Below are 23,330 nucleotides of genomic sequence, written 5' to 3'. Positions count from 1 at the left end.
TCACAGTTCCCCCATGTCATCCCCCGGGTCGACCGCCTCGCTGCGCACGGCCAACCTGCAGCGCGTCGTCGACGTTCTGCGGGGGCAGGAGGCCGGCGAGGCCGTCACCCAGGCCGACATCGCGCGACAGACGGGCCTGGCACCGGCCACGGTGTCCAACATCGTGCGCGAGCTCGCCGCCGGCGGCCTCCTCGAGGTGGAGCCCGGCCGAGGACGGCGCGGTACGACGGTCGCCCTGGCCCGGGCGGCCGGCCTCGTCGCCGGCATCGACTTCGGTCACAGCCACGTGGCCGTGGCCCTCGGGGACATGACCGGCACCCTGCTCGCGGAGCGGCGCCAGCGCCTCGACGCCGGCCACTCCCACACCGACGGCCTGGACCGTGCCCACGCGCTCCTGGAGGAGATGCTCCACGAGGCCGGCCTGGACCGTGCCGCGATCCGCACGATCGGGCTGGGCCTGCCCGCCCCGATGACCGAGGGGGTCATCCGGTCCTCGGCGATCCTCCCCGGGTGGATCGGCGTCAACGCACCGGCCGCGGCCCGCGAGCGGTTCGGCGTCACCGTGCACATCGACAACGACGCCAACCTCGGCGCCCTGGCCGAGCACCGCCACGGCGTGGCCCGGGGCCACGACAGCTCGGTCTTCGTCAAGGTCTCCTCCGGCGTGGGCGCCGGCATCGTGCTGGACGACCGACTCTTCCACGGCAACGGTGGCACCGCCGGGGAGATCGGCCACCTCACCCTCGACGAGAACGGGCCCGTCTGCCGGTGCGGCAGCCGGGGGTGCCTGGAGGCCTACACCTCGACGGTGGCCCTCCAGTCGATGATGGCGCTGCAGATGCCGGGGGCCACCGTCGACGACATCGTCAAGGCGGCCCGCGACGGCAACGTCTCGGCCCTGCGCGCCCTCGAGGACGCCGGCCTGCACCTGGGCTGGGCGCTGGCCAGCGTGGTCAACCTGATCAACCCGGCCCTGGTGGTGGTGGGCGGCGAGATGGCCCGCGCCGACGACCTGCTCCTGGAGTCGGCGCGCATCGGGCTGCGCCGCCACGCCCTCGACGCGGTGGCCTCGACGCCGGTGGTGGCCTCCGAGCTGGGCGAACGCGCCTCCCTGGTGGGTGCCGTCCTGCTCGCCGCCGAGCGCACCGAGCTGCTCAGCGACTGAGTCCGCGGGCGCTGACCGGACGCAGGAACCCACCCGAGGCGATCTGCTCCCCTCCCACCCACACGTCGGCCACGTCGGCGTCGCCGGCCAGGGCGAACACCTTGCCCAGTGCCTCCTCCGCCGAGCCGGCGTGCCGCAGGCCGATGTCCAGCGCGGTGCCGGCGGGCGGACGCAGGCAGACCGCGTCGAACTCCTTGCCCTCGGAGAGGTCGCCGACCACGTCACCGAGCCCGAGGGCCGCCGCACCGGCCGCCGTGCTGAGGTGCAGGAGGTGGCCCGCCGTGAGCGGGTACCCGTCGTCACCGAGGAGCCGCTGCACGAAGTAGGCCTGGAGGCCCTCCTTGAAGATCGAGAAGCCGGTGCCTGCGCCCACGTCGCAGCCCAGCGCCACCTGCACGCCTGCAGCGACGTGCCGACGCATCCGGAAGGGCCCGGACCCGAGGGCCGAGTTGCTGCTCGGGCAGTGCACCACCGCCGCGCCGCGCGCCGCGAGCACACCGAGCTCGGAGTCGAGCGGGTGCACGTTGTGGGCGAGCAGCGACAGTGGCCCGAGCAGCCCGTGGTGGTCGTAGGTGTCGACGTACCCGGTGCGGTCGGGGAACAGGCCGCGGACCGTGGCCACCTCGGTGAGGTTCTCGTTGACGTGGGAGGTGAACAGTGCCCCGTCGACGTCCGCCATGACCGCCGCACAGGAGGCCAGCATCGGGTCGGAGGCGGAGAGGGAGAAGCGCGGGGTGACGGCGTACCGCGCGCGCTCGCGGCCGTGCCAGCGCGAGGCCAGGTCCACCGCTTCCGCGTGCGCCCGCTCGGGGGTGGTGAGCAACGGGTCCGGCAGCATCCGGTCGCTGACGACCAGACCACTGGTCAGGCGCAGCCCGAAGCGCGACGCCTCGGCGAAGAGCGTGTCCATCGCCGGGGCGAAGTGGGAGCCGAACACCAGGGAGGTCGTCGTACCGGCGGACACCAGGCCGGCGACGAACTCGGCCGCGATCTGTGCCGCGTAGTCGGGTTGCGCCAGGTGCTGCTCCTCCGGCAGCGCACAGCGCTCGAGCCACTCGAGCAGCGGCATGCCGAGCGCCCCGATGATGCGGACCTGCGGGAAGTGCGCGTGGGCGTCGACCAGACCGGGCAGCAGGATCCCGGCCCGCAGGTCGATGACCGGCGCGAGCGGATGGGCGGCAGCCACCGCGGCGAAGGGGCCGCGTGTCGTGATGACGCCCTCGGCCGACACCGCCAGCCCGAGGTCGTCGTCGTAGCGGAAGCCCGGGCCGGAGGCATCCTCGGCGAAGGGGTCGTCCGGGGTGTCGTAGGCCCTGACCCGGTACAGGACCGGGGCCGGCGTCATGCGTCGGCCCGGGAACGCTCCGCCGCGAAACGCCGGACCAGGACCTCCGCTGCTCCCAGCGCGATGGCGGGCGGCGACTTGTCGCCCACGGTGGCGTCGCCGACCGGGCACTCGATGCGGGCCACCGCCTCCTCGTCGTGGCCCTCGACGAGGAGACCGGCGCGGAAGCGGGCCCACTTGGCAGCCGAGCCGATCAGCCCGATGCTGCCGAGGTGGTCGCAGCGCAGGGCGGCATCGCACACGGCGAGGTCCTCGGCGTGGTCGTGGGTCATCACGACCACGTGGGTGCCCGGGGGGACCGCGCCGAGGGCGAGCTCGGGCACCGGCGAGTGGTGGACCTCGACCCGCGCCTCCGCGTCGGACAGGCAGGCCAGGCGCGCGTCGGACAGCTGCGCGGCGCGCGAGTCGACGAGGTGCAGGTCCAGGTCGTGCCGGGCCAGGATCCTGGCCAGCTCGAGGCCGACGTGACCGATCCCGATGATCGCGACCGCCGGCACCACCGGCAGCGGCTCGAGCAGGACGGAGACCTCGCCGCCGCAGCACTGGCGGCCGTGCTCGGTGCGCGCCTTGTCGCTCAGTCCGAGGACCAGCTGCTCCGGCACGTGCCGCGGGTCCTCGAGCAGCGCGCGCGCCCGGGTCACCGCGGTCTCCTCGAGGTTGCCGCCGCCGACGCTTCCCCAGGTCTCCCCCGCGGCCACCACCATCTTCGCCCCGGCGTCGCGGGGCGCATGGCCGCGGACCCCGATGAGGGTGACGAGCACGCCGGCGCGACGCTCGGTCCTCAGCAGCTCGACGGCCCTGACCCAGCGCACCTCACACCTCCGACGGCACGTGGACGGGGGCGACCTGCTCGGAGCGCGGGTGCAACCGAGGGGCAGCCGGGTCCGGGCGGTCCGGCACGACGCCAGGGAGCCCCTCGACGAGGTGGTGGTCGCGGGACCCACGCGCGCGCTCGAGCGCCCAGAACACCGCCTCCGGAGTGGCGGGCGAGGCGAGGTCGACGCTGGTGCCAGGCGGCCCGAACGCCGCCGCCGCCTGTCGAAGCGCCTCCCGGACGGACAGCGCGAGCATCAGGGGCGGCTCGCCGACCGCCTTCGACCCGAAGACGACGCCGTCCTCGTGGGCACGGTCGAGGAAGGCGACGTTCAGCTCTCCGGGCAGCTCGCCCAGGCTCGGGAGCTTGTAGGTGCTGGCCGTCTGCGTGGTGAGCCTGCCCCGGCCCGGCCCGTCGGACTCGTCCCAGCGCAGGTCCTCCAGGGTCAGCCAGCCCGCGCCCTGCACGAAGCCACCCTCGACCTGCCCGAGGTCCACGAGCGGGGAGAGGCTGTCACCCACGTCGTGCACGACGTCCACCCGGCGCGTGCGGTAGGCACCCGTGAAGCCGTCGACCTCGACCTCGGTCGCGGCGACGCCGTAGGCGAAGTACTTGAAGGGGTGGCCCTGCATCACCGTGGAGTCCCAGTGGATGCCCTCCGTCCGGTAGAAGCCGGCGGCCCAGAGCTGCACGCGGGTGAAGTACGCCTCGCGGACCAGCTCCTCCCAGGGCAGCCCGCGCCCCCTGTCGAGGTCCACCAGCCGGTGGCGGATCTGCTCGCAGGCGTCCTTGACCGCGCCACCGTTGAGGTCGGCGCCGGAGCTGGCCGCCGTGGCCGAGGTGTTGGGCACCTTGTCCGTGCGCGTGGGCGCGAGCCGGACCCGCCCGAGGGGCACGCCGAGGGACGTCGCCGCGACCTGCAGCATCTTGGTGTGCAGGCCCTGGCCCATCTCGGTGCCGCCGTGGTTGATCAGGACCGACCCGTCCTTGTAGACGTGCACCAGGGCGCCGGCCTGGTTGAACGCGGTGAAGTTGAACGAGATGCCGAACTTCACCGGCGTCATCGCCAGACCGCGCCGGGCGTGCGCGTGGGAGGCGTTGAACGCGGCGACCTCCGCCGACCGGCGCGCGACCTCTCCCGTGGAGATCACCTGCTCCCACGCGCGCAAGACCCGCTCAGGGTGGCGCACCGGCTGCCCGTAGGGGGTGGTCTGGCCGGCGACGTAGAAGTTGCGGCGCCGCAGCTCGATCGGGTCGATCCCGAGCAGCGGGGCGCAGCGGCCGAGGACATCCTCGACGACCAGCATGCCCTGCGGCCCGCCGAAGCCCCGGAACGCGGTCTGCGACGTCTTGTGGGTGCGGGCGACCCGGCCGTGGAGGAGGACGTGCGGGATCCAGTAGGCGTTGTCGACGTGGCACAGGGCCCGGGCCAGCACCGGCTCGCTGAGGTCGAGGCTCCAGCCCCCGTCGGAGGTGAGGGTGGCCTCCAGCGCCTGCAGCCGGCCGGCGTCGTCGAAGCCGACTCGCCACTGCGCGTGGAACCCGTGGCGCTTGCCGGTCATCGTCATGTCCTGGGTGCGGGTGAGGCGGAGGCGGACCGGACGCCCGGTCAGGGTGGCCCCGAGCGCCGCCACCGCGGCGAAGCCGTGCGGCTGCATCTCCTTGCCGCCGAACCCGCCGCCCATGCGCAGGCACTGCACGGTGACCGCGTGGTTGTGCAGGCCGAGCACGTGGGCCACGATCTCCTGCGTCTCGGAGGGGTGCTGCGTGCTGCTCTGCACGAACACCTGGCCCCCCTCGTCCACGAGTGCCAGGGCGGCGTGCGTCTCGAGGTAGAAGTGCTCCTGCCCCGCCATCTCGGTGGTACCGCTGAACACGTGGGCCGCCTCCGCGAGCGCCCTCTCGGTGTCGCCGCGGCCGACGACGGGCCGGCCGCCCTGGAAGCTGCCGACCTCGATGGCCTCGGTGAGCGCTACGACGGACGGGAGCGACTCGTAGTCGACCTCGACGGCGGCGGCGCCCAGCCGCGCGGCCTCCGGAGTCTCCCCCAGGACCCAGCAGACCGCGTGCCCGACGAACATCACCTCGTCGGGGAAGAGCGGCTCGTCGCCCTTGACCCCGGCGTCGTTGACCCCTGGCACGTCCGCGGCGGTGAGCACCCGGACCACGCCTGCGACCTCGAGCGCGGGCGTGGGGTCGAGGCGGGTGACCCGGGCGTGGGCGTGCGGTGAGCACACCGGGTGCGCGTGCAGGGCGCCCCGGGTGCGGTGGACGAGATCGTCGGTGTAGAGCGCGTGGCCGGTGACGTGCAGGGCGGCACTCTCGTGGGGCAGCGCGGAGCCGACACTCATCGCGACCCTCCCGTCGTCTCCGCCCACAGCCGGCGCAGCGCGTTGCCCAGCATGGCCGAGCGGTACGCCGCACTGGCGCGCTGGTCGTCGATCGGGGTGCCCTCGCCGCGGAGCACCTCCGAGGCCGCCTCGACGGTGTCACGGGCCCAGGCCCGCCCCTCGAGCGCCGCCTCCGTCGCCAGCGCGCGGATCGGCGTCGCGGCCACCCCGCCCAGCCCGATCCGCGCCCGCACGACGGTGCCGTCGACGACGTCGAGGCCGAACCCGACGGCGATGCTGGAGATGTCGTCGTACCGACGCTTGGCGACCTTGTGGAACGCGGTCAGGCCCGGCAGCGGTCGCGGGACGCGGACGGAGCGGACCAGCTCGCCGGGACGACGCGCGGTCTCGCGGTAGCCGGTGAAGTAGCCGGAGAGCGGCACCTCCCGCTCGCCACGTGACGACACCAGCACCACGGACGCGTCCAGGGCGAGCAGCGCCGGGGCCAGGTCGCCGATCGGGGACGCGGTGCCCAGGTTGCCGCCGATGGTGGCGCCGTTGCGGATCAGCGGTGACGCGAACTGCGGCCACACCTCGTCCAGCAGCGGCACCTCCGCGCCGAGCGTCGCCTCGACCTCGCTGAGGGTGAGCGCCGCTCCGATCTCGATCGGGTCCCCCGTCGAGAGCTCCCGCAGCTCGGGGAGGCGGTCGATCGCCACGACGTACGTCGGGCGCCGGCCGCGCAGGTTGACCTCGACGCCGAGGTCGGTGGCGCCGGCGAGCACCGTGGCATCGGGGTGCTCGCCCAGCAGCGCCAGCGCCTCGGCGAGGTCGAGGGGGCGCACGAAGCCGTCGGTGCGGGTCGGCACCGGGCCCGGCGCCGACCGCTGCTGGCGCTGCGCCAGCGCGTCGCTGCCGGGAGGCGGGCCGAGGGCGTCCGCGGCGTCCCGGATGGGGCGATATCCCGTGCAGCGACACAGGTTGCCGCTCAAGGCGTGGAGGTCGAAGCCCTCCGGACGGTCGGGCCGGTAGTACTCGCCGGCCATCGAGCAGACGAAGCCAGGGGTGCAGTAGCCGCACTGCGAACCCCCGCGCTCCGCCAGCTCGGACTGCACCGGATGCAGGTCGTCCGGGGTGCCGAGGCCCTCGGCGGTGAGGACCTCCTGGCCGTCGAGGGCGACCGCAGGGACCAGACAGGCGTTGACGGGCGTCCACCGGCTGTCGTCGCCGTGGGGACGCAGCACCAGCACGGCACAGGCGCCGCACTCTCCCTCGGCACAGCCCTCCTTCGCGCCGGTCAGCCCGAGGCCGCGCACGAGGTCGAGCGCACTGGTGTGTGCGGGCAGGCCGGCAAGCGGGCGGTCCTGCCCGTTGACGGTGACGTGCGGATCCGACATGTGCCCACCCCCACCCCAGAATCTACGTGACCGGCGTCACACACGGGCATGAAGTCGGGGATGCCGGTTGACGTCCTTGTAGAGCAGGTAGCGGAACCGTCCCGGTCCTCCGGCGTAGCAGGCCTGGGGACAGAAGGCCCGCAACCACATGAAGTCCCCGGCCTGCACCTCCACCCAGTCCTTGTTGAGCAGGTAGACCGCCTTGCCCTCCAGGACGTACAGGCCGTGCTCCATCACGTGCGTCTCCGGGAACGGGATCGCACCCCCCGGCTCGAAGCTGACGATGTTGACGTGCATGTCGTGGCGGACGTCGTCGGGGTCCACGAAACGCTGGGTGCCCCACGCGCCCTCCGTGTCCGGCATCGGCTGGACGGCCACGTCGCGCTCGTGGGTGACGAACGCGGCCGGCACGTCGATGCCCTCGACCGGCTCGTACGCCTTGCGGATCCAGTGCAGGGTGGCGTCGCGCCCGCCGCCGGCCCGCAGCGTCCAGGCGGTGCCGGGTGGGAGGAACGCATAGCTGCCGGGCTCGAGCCGGTGCGCGGTGTCGTCGATGGTGAGGATCGGGTCGCCGGACACGACGAACAGCACCCCCTCGGCCTCCGGGTCGCCCTCGGGTCGCTGCGAGCCACCCCCGGCGGCGACCTCCACGACGTACCAGGAGAAGGTCTCGGCGAACCCGGACAGCGGCCGCGCGATCACCCACAGCCGGGTGTCGTCCCAGAAGGGCAGCCGGCTCGTCACGATGTCGCGCATGGTGCCGCGCGGCAGGACGGCGTACGCGTCGGTGAAGACCGCCCGGTCGGTCGTCAGCTCGGTCTGCGCGGGCAGTCCGCCGGTCGGCACCCAGTAACCCATCACGCCCTCCTCAGCAGCCGTCCGCGGGGGGCGGCGTCCAGGTCGATCGGCACACCGCGCAGCCAGGTCCGGCGCACGGTGCCGGTGAGCGTACGCCCGTCGTAGGCCGACACGGGGTTCTTGTGGTGCAGGCGGCGCACGTCCACCACGTTCTCCTCGTCGGGGGCCAGGACGCACAGGTCGGCGTCGGCCCCGACGCGGATCGCCCCCTTGCCGGCCAGGCCAGTCCGCGCGGCCGGCGCGCTCGACATCCAGCGAGCCACGTCGACCAGTCCCAGCCCGCGCTCGCGCGCAGCGGTCCACACGACCGGCAGGCCGAGCTGCAGCGACGCGATGCCACCCCAGGCGTCGGCGAAGTCGCCGCCGCCCTTGAGCTCGGCCGTGCTGGGCGAGTGGTCGGTCACCACGAAGTCGATCGTCCCTGCCTCGAGCGCGTGCCACAGCGCGTCGCGGTTGGCGGCGTCGCGGATCGGCGGGCAGCACTTCATCGCGGTCGCCCCGGCGGGGATCGACTCGGCCTCGAGGTGCAGGTAGTGCGGACAGGTCTCCACGGACACGTCGACGCCCTGCTCACGCGCGGCGCGCAGTGCGGGCACGGCACCCGAGGCGCTGAGGTGGACGACGTGCGCCCGACCGCCCGTGGCGCGTGCGGCCTCGATCACCAGGTCGACGGCGCGCTCCTCGGCGACCGCCGGACGGCTCTCCAGGAACCCGGCGTACGCCGACCCGTGGCGGCACGGCGAGATCGCGTCGCCGTCCTCGGCGTGGACGAGCAGCATCGAGCCCAACCTGGCGGTCTCGGCCATCGCGGACACGAGCCCGGCCGCGTCGAGGTGTCCGAACTCCGCCACCCCGGAGTCGAGCAGGAAGCACTTGAACCCGTAGACGCCGGCGGCGTGCAGGGGCGCGAGGTCGGGCACGTTGCCGGGCACGGCGCCGCCCCAGAAGCCGACGTCCACGAACACCTGGCCGTCGGCGGCGGCCTGCTTGGCGCGCAGCGCGGCGACCGTGGTGGTCGGCGGGATGCTGTTGAGCGGCATGTCGACGATGGTCGTGACGCCGCCCGCGGCCGCGGCCCGGGTCGCGCTCGCAAAGCCCTCCCACTCGGTGCGACCCGGCTCGTTGACGTGCACGTGGGTGTCGACGAGTCCGGGGAGCAGCACCTCGTCGTCGGCCAGCACGACGACCTCCGCCGCGCCGGCGTCCACGTCGTAGGGCGCCAGGTCGGTGACGACGCCGGCGCGGATCCGTACCGCGACCGCCGTCTCGTCCTCCCCCACGACCGCACGGCGGGCGCGGACCAGGGTCTCAGCTGCCACGGTAGGTCGAGTAGCCGAAGGGGCTCAGGAGCAGCGGGACGTGGAAGTGCTCGTCGCCCGCGAGGTCGAACGTGACGACCACCTCGGGGTAGAAGCCCTCGACGGCCTGCGCGGCGAACCACGAGCCCGAGTCGAAGCGCAGCCGGTAGGTGCCCGGGGCGAGGTCGTGGGGAGCGAGGTCGGCGGCCCGACCGTCGGCATCGGTCACCGCCTCACCGATCCGGTCGCCGGTGACGGACTCCAGGACGATGCGCAGGCCCACCGCCGGTCGACCCCGCCCCGTGTCGAGGACGTGCGTGCTCAGGGTGGCCATCAGCCGAGCACCTCGCGGGCCCGGAGCAGGGCGATCTGGGTCAGCTGGTCGAGGGTCTCGGCGCGCTCGGCCCCGTCACCGTTGCCGAGGCGGCGCCCGAGCTCGTCGAGGACCTCGTGGGCGTCCCGGCCGGCCGCGCGGATGATGAAGACCCGGTCGAAGCGCGCCTCGTAGGCCCGGTTGCCCGCGGCCAGGCGCGCGGCCACGTCCTCGTCGTCGCCATCCACCCCGGCCTGCTCGCGGGTCGAGTGGCCGGCGTCGTGCCGGGCCGCGTCGGCGCGCTCGCCGATACGGGGGTGGCGGGCCAGGGCCCGCTCGAGCTCGTCGTCGGTGATGGTTGCCGCGGCCGCGACCATCCGCGCCTCGACCTGGTCGAGGTCGTCGTAGGGACGGCCGGCGAGGACGTCGTCGGCCCAGCGCGGCACGTCGAGGCAGGTCAGCAGCCGGCCGCGGGCCGTGGCGTCGTCCAGCTCGTTGAACACCGGGAGGCCCGGACGGGTCCTACTCATCGGAGTCCCCCTCGGCGTCGCGCCGCACGGTCGCCTCGATCAGCCCGTAGGGCCGGTCCGCGGCGATGAAGACCTCGCCGGGGTTGTCGAGACCGAACGGCTGGAGGTCCACGAGGAAGTGGTGCTTGTTGGGGGCGGCGAAGGAGATCTCCTCGATCTCCGCATGCGCCTCCAGCACCGCTCGTCCCATGGCGTAGAGCGTTTCCTGCAGCGCCCGGCTGTACGTCGTCGCGAACGTCGCGAGCAACAGCGCCCGCACCTCGTCGTACGTGCTGTTCCACGCCACGACGCCGCGGTCGGAGTAGCGCCACGTCGCGGTGAGCGAGGTGGCGAGGATGCGGTCCTTCGCCTCGGGCAGCGTCGTGTACTCGTCGACCAGGAAGCCCGTGAACTCCGAGCCCGTCGACTTGAGCACGACGAGGTCGGTGAGCCCGGAGAGCACATGGGCACCGTCCGAGGACAGGTCGACCTCGGTCGTGCGGACCTCGCCGCCGCGGCGCACGAACGCGTGGTCGTGGCCGGCGCCGTCGACGGTGATGCGGTCCCAGGCATGCTCCTCGACCCGGACGTGCGCGCCGGTCGCGGCCGGCGTCGCCTCCAGGAGGCGGCGGGCGAGGGCAAGGGCGTAGTCCTCGGGCGAGGAGACCCCGTGCTTCTTGGCGTAGGCGAACGCGGTGTTCTTCTGGGTGTCGGTGGGCAGCACCTGCGACTGGTCGCCGTCGACGTGGGCGGCGGCGAAGTCGCCGCGCAACGACGTGGACACGGTGAGGTCGCGGATCTCGTGGCGGGGGGTGTCGCGCACGATCCGGACGACGCGGCACTCGGCCTTGCCGTACCGGTTGGGTCCCAGGACGATGCCCATCTGATCAGCCCTCCGTCTCGGTGGTGCGGTGCGCGAGCCCCGCCAGCACGTGCACGTCCACCAGGCCGGCGGCGGCCACCTCGTCCGCCGAGACGGCCCCGCAGTCGAGGCCGCGCAGCACGAAGTCGGCCATGGCCCGGGCGGTCGCCGGCTCGTCGAGGACCGCTGTCTCCCGCCGACCGAGGTAGTCGCGGAGCCTCGCCGCCGCGGCCGGGAGGCCGTCGCGGAAGAACGCGAACGTCGCGGCGTACCGCGTCGGGAGCTGCGCCGGGTGCAGGTCCCAGCCCTGGTAGTAGCCGCGCTCCAGGGACCTGCGGACCAGCCGCAGGTGGTTCTGCCACGCGGCCCCCACCTGGTCCGGCAGGCCCACGGGCAGCACGTTGGTCGAACCGTCCGAGAGGCGTACGCCGGTGCCGGCGGCGGCCGCCTGCATGACGGCCTTGGCGTGATCCGCGGCGGGGTGCTCGAGGCTCTGGTGGGCGGCCGCGATGCCGCAGGAGGCGGAGTAGTCGTAGGTGCCGAAGTGGAGGCCCGTGCAGCGCCCGTCCGACGCGTGGATCATCCGGGCGACGAGCGCGGTGCCGTCGGGCCCGAGGATCGACTGGGGCGTCTCCACCTGCAGCTCGAAGCGCAGCGAGCCCGCGGCCAGGCCCAGCCCGCCCTCGAGCCGTCCGGCGACGTGCACCAGTGCCTGGACCTGGTCGACGGACGTGACCTTGGGCAGGGTGACGACGAAGCCGTCCGGGAGCGGGCCGCCGTGGGTCAGGGCGGCGACGAACAGGCCCAGGGTGCGCAACCCACGTCGGCGGGTGGGGCGCTCGAGGCTCTTGAAGCGGATCCCCGTGCCCAGCGGCGCAGACCCGTCGGCGAGCGCGGCGCGGAGGTCCCGGGCCGCGGACTCGACCGCGCGGTCCTCCTCCTCGTCGGAGCGCGCCCCGTAGCCGTCCTCGAAGTCGATGCGCAGGTCCTCCACCGGCTCCCGGCCGAGCTTGTCCCGGACCCGCCGCAGCAGGTCCCCGTCGCCGCCGATGATCTCGAGCAGCATCGCCTCGTGCACGTGGGTTGCGCGGAGTGCCTCCGTGCCGTGATCGGCGACCAGACCGGCGTGGAAGCGGTCGGCGGGGACGTAGACGGTGTGCACCGGTTGACGCCCGGCCCGCTCGCCGGGATAGGCGTGGGCGAGCGCGGCGTCGGCCGCCCCGAGCCGCTCGTCGATCTCCTCGGTGAGCCGGTCGAGGTCGAGTCCGGTGCCCGGCTGCCCGCCCTTCATCCCCGCACCCTAGTGCGCGACGCAACCAGCCGGGCCGACCTCAGTCGCCCACCACCAGCTCGACCTCGAACCCCTCGGAGCTCTCGAGGTAGAGCGCCGTGTGGTCCTCGCCCCCGGCGTGCGGGTAGCGGTCGGCGAACAGCTCGTGCCAGCCGTGGGCGCTGGACTCCGCCCGGATCCGGTCGAGCAGCGCCCGGTCCTCGACGGTGAGGGCCACGTGGTTGACCCCGGGCCGCAGCCGGTCGTGCGGCTCGTCGACTTGGTCGGGCGAGCGCTCGAGGAAGACGTAGGTCCCGTCGTCGGCCATCCAGGACGACCCGTCGCGGGCCCAGCCGAGCTCGCCGAGCAGCCAGCCCCACTCGTCGGTGGCGACCGCCGGGTCGCTGACCCAGAGGTCCCAGTGGTGGATCGCCCTGCTCATCGGGTGGCCGTCACGTCGCCGGCGGGCGCGTGCGCTTCGGCGCCGGCCGTGTCGGGTCGTCGTCGGGAGGGTCCACGTCCTCCGGGACGATGATGGGTCGCAGCCGGGCCCACAGCAGGAAGGCCGCGGCCACGACCAGGAGACCGAGGCCGGTCCACAGGTTGGCGTTGACGCCTCCGGTCTTGGCCGGCTCGTGCTCGCCGAGCAGGCCCGCGAGCGTCAGGATGACGCCGTACAGGCCGAGCAGGGCCCCGATGATGTTGCGGATGTCGAAGGCGCCGGCCTGGTGGCTGCCGGTGCCGCCGGTGCTGCTGGTTCCGCCGGAGGCGGGGGTGTCGTGGGACATGGTGGCCCCTCTCAGAAGGCGGCGTTGAGGACGATGACCATCGCGAGCGCGACGGCGGCGAGCGGGATCGTGCGCTGGTACCACGGGTTGGCGGCCTCGTCCGGGTCGACCAGGTCCTCGCGCGGGGTCTCGGAGTAGACGAGCCCCTTCAGCTCCGAGACCGGCTTGGGCCTCGTCACCAGGGACACGAGCACGCTCAGCACGATGTCGACGACGAACGCCGTCGAGGCGGCCACGAACGCAGCGCCCTGCCCGGGCAGGTCGATCACCCCGGCGGCGGCCAACCGGTCGACGGCCACGGCGGACAGGGTGCCGAACACCAGTCCGACCCAGCCGGCCGTCGGCGTCATCCGCTTCCAGAACATGCCGAGGATGAAGGTCGCGAAGAGCGGCGCGTTGAAGAAGCCGAACAGCGTCTGGAGGTAGTCCATGACGTTGTCGTAGCCCAGCGCGATCCGGGCGGTGAAGATCGCGATGAAGGTGGCCGCGACCGTGGCGATCCGGCCGATGCGCAGGTAGTAGTCGTCCGCGTGGTCCTTGCGGATGTAGCGCTGCCACAGGTCGTAGGAGAAGACCGTGTTGAACGCCGAGATGTTGGCCGCCATCCCCGCCATGAAGGCCGCCAGCAGACCGGCGATCGCCAGGCCGAGGAGCCCGTTGGGGAGCACGTCGCGCATCAGGAGCAGGAGCGCGTCGTTGTAGGTGACCCCGTCGCCCGACGCGCCGCCGGCGGGACTGCCGCCGTTCTTGAGGTCGATCATCTCCTGGACCAGGACGGCGGAGACCATGCCCGGGACGATGACGATGAACGGGATGAACATCTTCGGGAACGAGCCGATGATCGGCGTCCTGCGAGCCGCCGACATCGAATTGGAGGCCATGGCGCGCTGGACCTCGACGAAGTTGGTGGTCCAGTAGCCGAAGGACAGCACGAACCCGAGGCCGAACACGATGCCGATCACCGACAGGTACGGCGAGTCGAACCCGGAGAGGGCCTGGCCCGGCCACGACTCGAGCTGCTGGGCGGCCGGGGCGACGGCGGCCTCAGCAGGGGCGCCGTCCGCGGCGGCGGTGATCTTGTCGTTCAGCCCGTCCCAGCCCCCGACGCGGTGCAACCCGATCAGGGTCAGCGGCAGCAGCGAGGCGATGATGATGAAGAACTGCAGCACCTCGTTGTAGATCGCGGCGCTCAGCCCGCCGAGGGTGATGTACGACAGCACGACGGCGCCGGCGACGACCAGGGCGATCCAGATCGGCCACCCCAGCAGCGCGTGGACGATGCCCGCCAGCAGGGCGAGGTTGACGCCCGCGATGAGCAGCTGCGCCACCGCGAAGCTGATCGCGTTGACCAGGTGGGCTCCCGTGCCGAACCGGCGGAACATGAACTCCGGCACCGAGCGCACCTTGGAGCCGTAGTAGAACGGCATCATCACGACGCCGAGGAACAGCATCGCCGGGACGGCTCCGACCCAGAAGTAGTGGACGGTCGGGATGCCGAACTCGGCACCGTTGGCCGACATGCCCATGATCTCCACCGCCCCGAGGTTGGCCGAGATGAAGGCCAGGCCCGTCACCCAGGCCGGGAGCGAGCGCCCGGAGAGGAAGAAGTCGATGGAGTCGGAGACCGAGCGACGCGCCATGACACCGATGCCGAGCACGAACGCGAAGTAGATCGCGACGAGCAGGTAGTCGAGCCAGGACGCGTCGATGAGGGTGGCCATGGGGACGACCGGGGCGAGCTGAAGTGACACGTGTTCCTCCCGAGATGGGTGGCCCTCCGGGCCGGAGCGGGGCCGCCCGCCAACCTAGACCTCCTCAGACGCGGGCCGCACCACCCCTCACTCCCACTCGATGGTCCCCGGGGGCTTGGAGGTGATGTCGAGGGTGACCCGGTTGATCTCCGCGACCTCGTTGGTGATCCGGGTCGAGATGCGCTCCATCACGTCGTACGGCAGGCGTGCCCAGTCGGCCGTCATCGCGTCCTCGGAGGTGACCGGGCGCAGCACCACGGGGTGCCCGTAGGTGCGGCCGTCGCCCTGGACGCCGACGGAGCGCACCTCGGCGAGCAGCACGACCGGCATCTGCCAGATGTCGCGGTCGAGGCCGGCGCGGGTGAGCTCCTCGCGGGCGATGGCGTCGGCCTCGCGCAGCAGGTCGAGGCGTGAGCGGGTGACCTCGCCGATGATCCGGATCCCGAGGCCGGGGCCCGGGAACGGCTGGCGCCACACCATGGTCGAGGGCAGTCCGAGCTGCTCCCCCACCGCGCGGACCTCGTCCTTGAAGAGGGTGCGCAGCGGCTCGATCAGCTCGAACTGGAGGTCCTCGGGCAGCCCGCCGACGTTGTGGTGCGACTTGATCGTCGAGGCGCCGGCACCGCCGCCGGACTCCACGACGTCGGGGTAGAGGGTGCCCTGCACCAGGTACGCCGTGTCGCCGCGGTCCTCCTCGGACAGCGCGCCGAAGACGCGCACCTCCGCGGCCTCGAAGGTCCGGATGAACTCGCGGCCGATGATCTTGCGCTTCTCCTCGGGGTCGTGGACCCCGGCCAGCGCGCCCAGGAACTGGTCGGCGGCGTCCACGACGTCGAGGGCGTCGAAGACCTCCTCGAAGTCGCGGCGCACCTGCTCGGTCTCGCCCTTGCGCATCATCCCGTGGTCGACGTAGACGCAGGTGAGCCGGTCGCCGATGGCGCGCTGCACGATGGCCGCGGCGACCGCCGAGTCGACGCCGCCGGACAGGGCGCAGATGGCCCGGCCGCGCTCGCCGACCTGCTCGCGGATCCGCTCGACCTGCTCCTCGACGATGTTGACCATCGTCCAGGTCTGCCGGCAGCCGGCGATCTCGTGGAGGAAGTGCTCGAGGACCTGCTGGCCGTGCTCGGAGTGCAGCACCTCCGGGTGCCACTGGACCCCGGCGAGGCCGCGGCCGGTGTCCTCGAAGGCCGCCACCGGGGTGACGGTGGTCGACGCCAGCACGGTGAAGCCCTCGGGCGCCGCCGCGACCGAGTCGCCGTGCGACATCCAGACGTTGTGGGTGGCGGGCAGGTCGGCCAGCAGGGTGCCGCCCTCGCGGATCGTCACCGGCGTCCGCCCGTACTCGCGGGCGCCGGTGTGGGCGACCTCGCCGCCGAGACCCTTGGCCATCAGCTGGAAGCCGTAGCACATGCCGAAGACGGGCACCCCGGCCGTGAAGACCGCGTCGTCGATGCCGGGCGCCCCCTCGGCGTACACCGAGGACGGCCCGCCGCTGAGGATGATCGCCTTCGGGCGCCGGGCGAGCATCTCGGGGACGGGCATCGAGTGCGGCACGATCTCGGAGTAGACCCGCGCCTCGCGCACGCGGCGGGCGATGAGCTGGGCGTACTGGGCGCCGAAGTCGACGACGAGGACCAGGTCGTGGTCAGGGGTGTCGGTCACCTCCGAAGGGTACCGAGTCCGTGACGTGACTCAGGGCCCCGACCGGGGAGGGAGGGAGGTGGTCGGGGCCCTGAAGGTCCACGCCCTGCGTGACAGCGCCTGGACTGACGGGCCCGGCCAACTGGGAGGGAGCATGACTGCCGAGCCTGTCACCGAGGGCAACGACCCCTCCCGGGCCGGGTTACGCATGTCGCCCAGAAAGTTCTGCGACCTCAGCTGACCCCGACGATGGGCAGCCGCAGGGCACCCGGGGCGGCCTCGGGGACGACGGGGTTCTTGGGCGCCACCGCCCGGACCCGGGTGTACGCCGACCCGAGCGCGGGCCGCTCGTCGGCCTCGCCCTTGTTGGGCCAGTAGGCCATCGCCCGCTCCGCCTGGGCGGTGATGGTCAGCGACGGGTTGACGCCGAGGTTGGCCGAGACCGCCGAGCCGTCGACCACGTGCAGGCCCTCGTGGCCGAACATCCGCTGGTAGGCGTCGACGACGCCGCTCTGCGGGGAGTCGCCGATCGTGCACCCGCCGATGAAGTGCGCGGTGAGCGGTCGGTTGAAGGGCTCGCCGACGTTGCCGCCCGGGGTGCCGCCGATGAGCGTCGCCATCCGGCGTACGACGTCGTAGGCGACCGGGATGTAGGTCGGGTTGGGCTCCCCGTGCCCCTGCGTGCTGGTCATCCGCCAGCCGAAGGGCGTCCTGACGCCCTGGGTGGTGATCGAGTTGTCGAGGGTCTGCATGACCAGCGCGATGACCGTGCGCTCGGACCAGTGCTTCATGTCGTAGAGGTCGAGCGCGCTGCGGCGCTGGTTCCACAGCTCGGCGAGCCAGGACCTCCACCGCGACTGCCCCTCGACCTCGTCGGCCAGCACCGTCTGGAGCAGGGCCATGAAGTTGGAGCCCTTCCCGTAGCGCACCGGCTCGACGTGGGTGTCGGCGTCGGGGTGGAAGGAGGAGGTGATGGCGACGCCCTGGCTGTAGTCGACGGTGACGTCGGGCGCCAGCGCCCCGAGGATCGCCTCGGAGTTGGTGCGGGTCAGGCTGCCGAGGCGGTCGCTGACGTGCGGGAGGTCCCCCTCGCCCTTGAGCCTGTGCAGGAGCTTCTGGGTGCCGAGCGCGGCCGCCGAGAAGATGACCTGCTCGGCCGTGAAGGTCTTCGTGGCCGTACGCCGCGACAGCTTGGCCTTGGTCCACCGGGTGTCGACCCGGTAGCCGCCGCCGTCGAGGGGCCGCACCCGGGTGACCGTGGTGAGCGGGTGCACCACGGCGCCGGCCTCCTCGGCGAGGTGCAGGTAGTTCTTCACCAGGGTGTTCTTGGCGTTGTGGCGACACCCCGTCATGCACTCGCCGCAGGCCTTGCAGGGGTTGCGCTCGGGCCCCGCGCCACCGAAGAACGGGTCGGGCACGCTCTCGCCGCCGATGCCGGGCTGGTCGCCGAAGAAGACGCCCACGGGGGTGGGGTGGAAGGTGTCGCCGACGCCCATGTCGACGGCCACCTGCTCCATCACCTCGTCGCTGGGGGTGCGCACGGGGTTGACCGTGACCCCGAGCATCCGCTTGGCCTGGTCGTAGTAGGGCGCCAGCTCCGACTTCCAGTCGGTGATGTGGGCCCACGACGGGTCGCGGTAGAACGCGTCCAGCGGCTCGTAGAGCGTGTTGGCGTAGACGAGCGAGCCGCCGCCGACGCCCGCGCCGGCCAGGATCATGCAGTCCTTGACCATGTCGATGCGCTGGATCCCGTAGCAGCCGGCTGCGGGGGCGAACAGGTAGCGCTTCGCGTCGAAGCTCGTGGCCGCGAAGTCGGCGTCGCTGAAGCGGGCACCGGCCTCGAGCACGGCGACCTTGTAGCCCTTCTCCGTCAGGCGCAGCGCCGACACGGACCCGCCGAAGCCGGACCCGATGATGATGACGTCGTAGTCGAAGTCCTCGCGACCGGCCATCACGCGCGCCCCAGCTTCTTCATCAGCCGCAGCTGGGCGGTCATCACCTGGGCGTACCGCTCGTCGGACATGCCGAGCATCGGGGCGAAGCGGATCAGTCGCTGGGTGGCCACCGACTGGGACTCGGTGTAGCGGTGGATGCCCTCACTGCCCTGGCGGCGACCCATCCCGGACTCGCGCATGCCGCCCATCGGGGAGTCGATGCTGGCGAAGGTCGCCCCGAAGGCCTCGTTGATGTTGACGGTGCCGCACGTCACCTGACGGGCGATCGCACGGCCCCGGGCGCCGTCCTGGGTGTAGATGGAGGCGTTGAGGCCGTACTCCCCCGCGTTGGCGCGGGCCACGGCGTCGGCCTCGTCGTGGAAGCGGTAGATCGACACCACCGGCCCGAAGGTCTCCTGGCCGAAGCACGTCATGTCGGGGGTGACGCCCTCCAGGATCGTGGGCTCGAAGAAGTAGGGCCCCAGGTCCGGGCGGGCCCGCCCACCGGCGAGCACCCGGGCGCCCCGGGCGACCGCGTCGCCGACGTGCGCCTGGACGGTGTCGAGCTGCGCCTGCGAGACGAGGGAGCCCATGTCGACCCCCCACTCCAGGCTGGCGCCGAGGGTCATGGCCTGGGTGCGGGCCACGAAGCGCTCGACGAAGCGGTCGTAGACCTGGTCGGCCACGAACAGCCGCTCCATGGAGACGCAGAGCTGCCCGGCGTTGGAGAACGACGCGCGCACGGCGCCCTCGGCCGCCTTCTCGAGGTCGGCGTCGCGCAGGACGAGGAGGGGGTTCTTGCCGCCGAGCTCCAGCGAGCAGCCGATGAGCCGCTCCGCGCACTGGCGGGCGATGAGCCGGCCGGTCGCGGTCGATCCCGTGAAGCAGACGTAGTCGGCGCCGTCGATGACCGGGGTGCCGAGCTCGGCACCGGGACCGGCCACGACCTGCCACAGGTCCGGCGGGAACCCGGCCTCCTCGAGCAGCTGGGCGCCGAGCAGCGCCGAGAGCATCGTCTGCGCGTCCGGCTTGGCGACCACGGCGTTGCCGGCGAGCAGCGCGGGGATGCCGTCGCACAGGGCCATCGTGAAGGGGTAGTTCCAGGGCGAGATGATCCCGACCACGCCCTTGGGGACCCGGTTGACCTCCACGCGGGTGAGGCCCGGCACGACGCCGAGCTTGCGCTCGGTGTCGAGGTGCTGGTGCGCGGTGCGCCCGTAGTAGCGCGCCGTCAGGGCGATGTGGAGGGGCTCGTCGAAGGCGTGCTTGCGGGCCTTGCCCGACTCCAGCACGACCAGGTCGATGATCTCCTCCTGCCGGTCCAGCACGAGGTCGTGCAGGCGCAGCAGCATCGCCGCCCGCTCGTCGAGGGAGGTCCGCGCCCAGGCGGCCTGGGCGCGGCGGGCCCGGACGTAGGCCTGCGCCACGTCGGCGGTGCTGGACTGGGGGATGTGGGCCAGCGGCTGCCCGCCCAGCGGGGAGAACACCGGCGCCGTCCGCCCGGTGCTGCTGACGATGCGGCGGGTGAGCGAGGCGACGTACTCCGGCTCGAGCGCGTAGGAGGCCCGGGGGTCGTGCTCGGGGTCGTGCGGGCCCTCGACGAGGGGGCCGGAGGCAGGGGTGTGCTCGCTCATGGGCCGAGGGTAGGCCGCTCCCCCGGGCCTTGCTACCCGTTGGTCACATCGTCCCGGCATTTGACATCCGGGCGGCTTTTGTCAAGCCCCGGTGGACGTCAGCCGCCGACGACGACCTCGACCCGCTGGAACTCCTTGAGGTCGGTGTAGCCGGTCGTGGCCATCGAGCGGCGCAGGGCACCGATGAGGTTCATCGTGCCGTCGGCGACCCGGGAGGGACCGAAGAGGATCTCCTCCATCGAGCCCACCGGTCCGAACTCGACGCGCTGCCCGCGCGGCAGGTCGGGGTGGTGCGCCTCGCCGCCCCAGTGGAAGCCGCGGCCCGGGGCGTCGGTGGCTCGCGCGAGCGGGGAGCCGACCATCACCGCGTCGGCACCGCAGGCGATGGCCTTGGCGACGTCGCCCGAGCGGCCGATGGACCCGTCGGCGATGACGTGGACGTAGCGACCCCCGGACTCGTCGAGGTAGTCGCGGCGCGCGGCGGCGACGTCGGCGACCGCCGAGGCCATGGGCACGGCGATGCCCAGCACGGTGCGCGTGGTGTGCGCGGCGCCGCCGCCGAAGCCCACGAGGACCCCGGCCGCTCCGGTGCGCATCAGGTGCAGGGCCGCCTGGTGGGTCGCGCACCCGCCCACGATGACCGGCACGTCGAGCTCGTAGATGAATTCCTTGAGGTTGAGCGGCTCGCTCTGGGAGGAGACGTGCTCCGCACTCACCGTGGTGCCGCGGATGACGAACATGTCGACGCCCGCGTCGACCACGGCCTTGGCGAACTCCTTGGTGCGCTGGGGCGAGAGCGACCCGGCGACCGTGACGCCGGCGTCCCTCATCTGGTTGAGGCGCGCCGTGATGAGCTCGGACCGGATCGGCTCGGCGTAGATCTCCTGCATCCGGCGGGTGGCGTCGCTGCCGGTCAGGCCCGCGACCTCCTCGAGCAGGTCGGAGGGGTCGTCGTACCGCGTCCAGAGGCCCTCGAGGTTGAGGACGCCGAGGCCGCCGAGCCGGCCGAAGGCGATCGCGGTGGCGGGCGACATGACCGAGTCCATCGGCGCCGCCAGGACCGGCAGGTCGAAGCGGTAGGCGTCGATCTGCCAGGCGGTGCTGATCTCCTCGGGGTCGCGGGTGCGCCGCGACGGGACGATGGCGATGTCGTCGAAGGAGTAGGCGCGACGGGCGCGCTTGGCTCGGCCGATCTCGATCTCAGTCACGCGGGGCAGCCTATCGGCCACCGTGCCGCCGCCCGCCTTCCGGCGCTCGACCGTCGGACCACCGTGGCACGATCCCCGCCATGTCACCCAGGACCCCGTCCGAGCCACCCGCCACCCCGCCCTCCTGGACGAGCACCGTCGGGCGCACCGACGTCGAGCTCGACTCCCGGCTCTCCGACGAGCTCGACGTCGTCAACGCCGCCGCCACCCCGGGGATCGACGCCGCGCAGGAGCTCACCGTGCGGATCACCGACGGCGAGGGAGCACTGGCCGCCGGCATCAGCGGGTGGACCTGGGGCGTGGCCGCGGGGATCGCCATGACCTGGGTGCGCGCCGACGCCCGCGCCGCAGGGCTCGGCGCGCGCCTGCTGACCGACTTCGAGGCCGAGGCGCTGCGGCGGGGTTGCAGGCACGTGTTCGTCACGTCGTTCACCTTCCAGGCGCCCGCCTTCTACGAGCGGCACGGGTACGTCGAGCTCGCGCGCTGGCCCGACGTACCGCGTGCCGGGGAGGCCGACGTGCACCTGCGGAAGATTCTTCCGGGAACCGGGAACTCCGGATAAATCTCCACAGTTATCCACATAGACTTCCACAGCCTGTGGAGGTATGTTCAAGGTCCCACCTACGAAAGGTTCCCCTGATGCTCAAGCGCCACCTGGCCGGCCCCGTTGCCGGTGCCCTCGTCGCCGCCGCGCTCGCCACGGCCCCGATCGCCCCCGCCAACGCCCAGCGCGCCGCGGGGACCGACAGCCTGGCCGGCCTCCTGGCCGCCGACGGGCAGAAGCTGGACAAGAACTGGAAGGACTTCGACATCATCGAGGCCGCGGTCCTGACCGTGGCCGGCGCGAAGCCGGAGACCCCGCTGCTCGCGCTGACCGACGGCAAGAAGCGCCTCACCGCGTTCGCGCCGACCGACGCGGCGTTCCGCAAGCTGGTCGAGGACCTGACCGGGACCGCGCCCAAGTCCGAGAAGGCCACCGTCGAGGCCATCCTGGCGACGTACGACGTCGACACGATCGAGTCCGTCCTGCTCTACCACGTGGTCGCCGGCTCGACGCTCAGCTCGACGAAGGTCGTGGCCGCCGCCAAGAAGAAGCAGAAGATCACCATGGCCAACGGCGCCACCATCCGCGTCAAGCTCCAGAAGGGCAAGGTCGTCCTGGTCGACAAGGACAAGGACGACCGCGACGCCCGGGCCATCCCGAAGGCGCTCGACCTCAACAAGGGCAACCGCCAGATCGCCCACGGCATCGACCGCGTGCTGCGCCCGCTCAACCTCTGATCGACCAGCCCGGCGGGCCGTGCCCGGGGGTGTCCCCCCGTCCCGGGCACGGTCCGTCACTCGGACGGGAACCCATGACGACCTACCTCTCCATCGGTGAGCTGTCCTCCCGCACCGGAGTGACACCTTCCACCCTGCGGATCTGGGAGGAGCGGCACGGGTTCCCAGTGCCCACGCGCCTCGAGTCCGGCCACCGGCGCTACGCCGAGGGCGACGCGGCACTGGTGAGCGAGGTCGCCCGGCTCCGCGACGCCGGGATGCGCCTCGACGCCGCCATCGCCGCCACTCGCAGCGAGGCCGAGCACCAGGCTCAGGTCTCGCCCGGTCCGCGGCCGCGCTCGGTGCACGCCCACCTCCTGCGCCAGGACCCCTCCCTGCCGGTCCACCGCCTCACCAAGCGCACGCTCATCGGCCTCTCGCACGCGATCGAGGACGAGTTCTGCGTCCGGGCGCACGAGGGCCACCTCTTCGGGCTCTTCCAGCGGGCCCAGCACTTCGCGCCGGCCCGCGCCCGCTGGCGCGAGCTGGCCCTGCTGGCCAGCTCGACCCACGTGTACGCCGACTTCCCCTCCGGTGCGCACGACGAGGACGACCTGCACCTCATCACGCTCGGCGAGCGCTCACCCCTGCTGCGCGAGTGGGCAGTGGTCTGCGACGCCGTCGAGGCACCGATCGCCCTCACCGCGTGGGAGGTGCCCGGCCAGGTAGGTGTCCCGGAACTACGTCGGGTCTTCGAGGCGACGTGGACCATGGTGCCCCGGCTCGTCCGGGACGCGTCGCGGGTGTGCGCCGCTGCGACCGACGACGCGGACGGTCCGCGGCTCGTGGAGCTGCTGACCGCGGCGCCGGCGAGCGGCGACGCCGACCCGGTGCTGGCGGCCGCGTTCTTCAACCGCGCCGTGGCCTACCTCGACCGCGGCTGATTCCC

Annotated in this window: 21 protein-coding genes; 4 read left to right on the top strand and 17 right to left on the bottom strand. The window is 72.8% G+C overall.

What is annotated here, in order from left to right; all coding sequences use genetic code 11:
- Window positions 1–13 precede the first annotated feature (13 nt).
- Window positions 14–1,165: an ROK family transcriptional regulator gene (locus tag ASG94_RS14495; protein WP_056927121.1), complete on the top strand. Its 1,152-nt coding sequence runs from the start codon at window positions 14–16 to the stop codon at window positions 1,163–1,165.
- Here the strand turns inward: ASG94_RS14495 and ASG94_RS14490 are convergent.
- The 17 genes from ASG94_RS14490 to ASG94_RS14410 form a co-directional block, all read right to left on the bottom strand.
- Window positions 1,155–2,510 carry a guanine deaminase gene (locus ASG94_RS14490; protein WP_056927120.1) on the bottom strand — a complete coding sequence of 452 codons (1,356 nt, stop codon included), beginning with the start codon at window positions 2,508–2,510 and terminating at the stop codon, window positions 1,155–1,157. The genes ASG94_RS14495 and ASG94_RS14490 overlap by 11 nt on opposite strands.
- Entirely contained in the window at window positions 2,507–3,322 is an 816-nt protein-coding gene (gene xdhC / locus ASG94_RS14485) for a xanthine dehydrogenase accessory protein XdhC (protein WP_056927119.1), read from the bottom strand. Before xdhC ends, ASG94_RS14490 begins: the two co-directional genes overlap by 4 nt.
- Before the next feature lies 1 nt (window position 3,323).
- Complete coding sequence (gene xdhB / locus ASG94_RS14480; protein WP_056927118.1) at window positions 3,324–5,675, bottom strand: xanthine dehydrogenase molybdopterin binding subunit; 2,352 nt, start codon at window positions 5,673–5,675, stop codon at window positions 3,324–3,326.
- On the bottom strand, window positions 5,672–7,051 hold the full coding sequence (locus ASG94_RS14475) for a xanthine dehydrogenase small subunit (RefSeq protein ID WP_056927117.1): 1,380 nt from the start codon (window positions 7,049–7,051) through the stop codon (window positions 5,672–5,674). Before ASG94_RS14475 ends, xdhB begins: the two co-directional genes overlap by 4 nt.
- 36 nt (window positions 7,052–7,087) lie before the next feature.
- Complete coding sequence (locus ASG94_RS14470) at window positions 7,088–7,909, bottom strand: bifunctional allantoicase/(S)-ureidoglycine aminohydrolase (protein WP_056927116.1); 822 nt, start codon at window positions 7,907–7,909, stop codon at window positions 7,088–7,090.
- A complete protein-coding gene (gene allB, locus ASG94_RS14465; RefSeq protein WP_056927115.1) occupies window positions 7,909–9,228 on the bottom strand; it encodes an allantoinase AllB in 1,320 nt (439 codons plus the stop codon). The genes ASG94_RS14470 and allB overlap by 1 nt, the downstream gene beginning before the upstream one ends.
- Window positions 9,218–9,541, bottom strand: a complete 324-nt coding sequence (gene uraH / locus ASG94_RS14460; protein WP_056927114.1) for a hydroxyisourate hydrolase — start codon at window positions 9,539–9,541, stop codon at window positions 9,218–9,220. The genes allB and uraH overlap by 11 nt, the downstream gene beginning before the upstream one ends.
- Window positions 9,541–10,050: a 2-oxo-4-hydroxy-4-carboxy-5-ureidoimidazoline decarboxylase gene (uraD, locus tag ASG94_RS14455; RefSeq protein WP_082624192.1), complete on the bottom strand. Its 510-nt coding sequence runs from the start codon at window positions 10,048–10,050 to the stop codon at window positions 9,541–9,543. The genes uraH and uraD overlap by 1 nt, the downstream gene beginning before the upstream one ends.
- Entirely contained in the window at window positions 10,043–10,912 is an 870-nt protein-coding gene (pucL, locus tag ASG94_RS14450; RefSeq protein WP_056927112.1) for a factor-independent urate hydroxylase, read from the bottom strand. The genes uraD and pucL overlap by 8 nt, the downstream gene beginning before the upstream one ends.
- A gap of 4 nt (window positions 10,913–10,916) precedes the next feature.
- Complete coding sequence (locus ASG94_RS14445) at window positions 10,917–12,182, bottom strand: DUF6986 family protein (protein ID WP_056927111.1); 1,266 nt, start codon at window positions 12,180–12,182, stop codon at window positions 10,917–10,919.
- Between the two features lie 40 nt (window positions 12,183–12,222).
- Complete coding sequence (locus ASG94_RS14440; RefSeq protein WP_056927110.1) at window positions 12,223–12,603, bottom strand: VOC family protein; 381 nt, start codon at window positions 12,601–12,603, stop codon at window positions 12,223–12,225.
- Between the two features lie 10 nt (window positions 12,604–12,613).
- Window positions 12,614–12,949, bottom strand: a complete 336-nt coding sequence (locus tag ASG94_RS14435; RefSeq protein ID WP_056927109.1) for a hypothetical protein — start codon at window positions 12,947–12,949, stop codon at window positions 12,614–12,616.
- An 11-nt stretch (window positions 12,950–12,960) separates the two neighbouring features.
- Window positions 12,961–14,670: a sodium:solute symporter family protein gene (locus ASG94_RS14430; RefSeq protein WP_056927108.1), complete on the bottom strand. Its 1,710-nt coding sequence runs from the start codon at window positions 14,668–14,670 to the stop codon at window positions 12,961–12,963.
- Between the two features lie 117 nt (window positions 14,671–14,787).
- Window positions 14,788–16,365, bottom strand: coding sequence for a glutamine-hydrolyzing GMP synthase (gene guaA / locus ASG94_RS14425; protein ID WP_056927107.1), 1,578 nt, complete (start codon window positions 16,363–16,365; stop codon window positions 14,788–14,790).
- A gap of 212 nt (window positions 16,366–16,577) precedes the next feature.
- The gene (locus ASG94_RS14420) at window positions 16,578–18,296 is read right to left on the bottom strand and encodes a GMC oxidoreductase (RefSeq protein WP_056927106.1); all 1,719 of its coding nucleotides are present in this window, start codon (window positions 18,294–18,296) and stop codon (window positions 16,578–16,580) included.
- On the bottom strand, window positions 18,296–19,912 hold the full coding sequence (locus ASG94_RS14415) for a succinic semialdehyde dehydrogenase (RefSeq protein ID WP_056927105.1): 1,617 nt from the start codon (window positions 19,910–19,912) through the stop codon (window positions 18,296–18,298). The genes ASG94_RS14420 and ASG94_RS14415 overlap by 1 nt, the downstream gene beginning before the upstream one ends.
- A 98-nt stretch (window positions 19,913–20,010) precedes the next feature.
- Window positions 20,011–21,120: a GuaB3 family IMP dehydrogenase-related protein gene (locus ASG94_RS14410; protein WP_056927104.1), complete on the bottom strand. Its 1,110-nt coding sequence runs from the start codon at window positions 21,118–21,120 to the stop codon at window positions 20,011–20,013.
- Between the two features lie 80 nt (window positions 21,121–21,200).
- On the opposite strand from ASG94_RS14410, the gene ASG94_RS14405 reads away from it, so the two are divergent.
- From ASG94_RS14405 to ASG94_RS22565, 3 genes are all read left to right on the top strand, one after another.
- Window positions 21,201–21,683 (top strand): GNAT family N-acetyltransferase, encoded by a 483-nt coding sequence (locus ASG94_RS14405; RefSeq protein WP_056927103.1) that lies wholly within the window; start codon window positions 21,201–21,203, stop codon window positions 21,681–21,683.
- A 77-nt stretch (window positions 21,684–21,760) separates the two neighbouring features.
- A complete protein-coding gene (locus tag ASG94_RS14400; protein WP_056927102.1) occupies window positions 21,761–22,402 on the top strand; it encodes a fasciclin domain-containing protein in 642 nt (213 codons plus the stop codon).
- A gap of 74 nt (window positions 22,403–22,476) precedes the next feature.
- Window positions 22,477–23,325 carry a MerR family transcriptional regulator gene (locus tag ASG94_RS22565; protein WP_056927101.1) on the top strand — a complete coding sequence of 283 codons (849 nt, stop codon included), beginning with the start codon at window positions 22,477–22,479 and terminating at the stop codon, window positions 23,323–23,325.
- The last annotated feature ends 5 nt before the right edge of the window (window positions 23,326–23,330 follow it).

Source organism: Nocardioides sp. Soil805 (genome assembly GCF_001429625.1).
In the GTDB taxonomy this organism is placed as follows: domain Bacteria; phylum Actinomycetota; class Actinomycetes; order Propionibacteriales; family Nocardioidaceae; genus Nocardioides.
The sequence above is the reverse complement of the archived record's forward strand: the minus strand, read 5'-3'. Positions and strand labels throughout refer to the sequence as shown.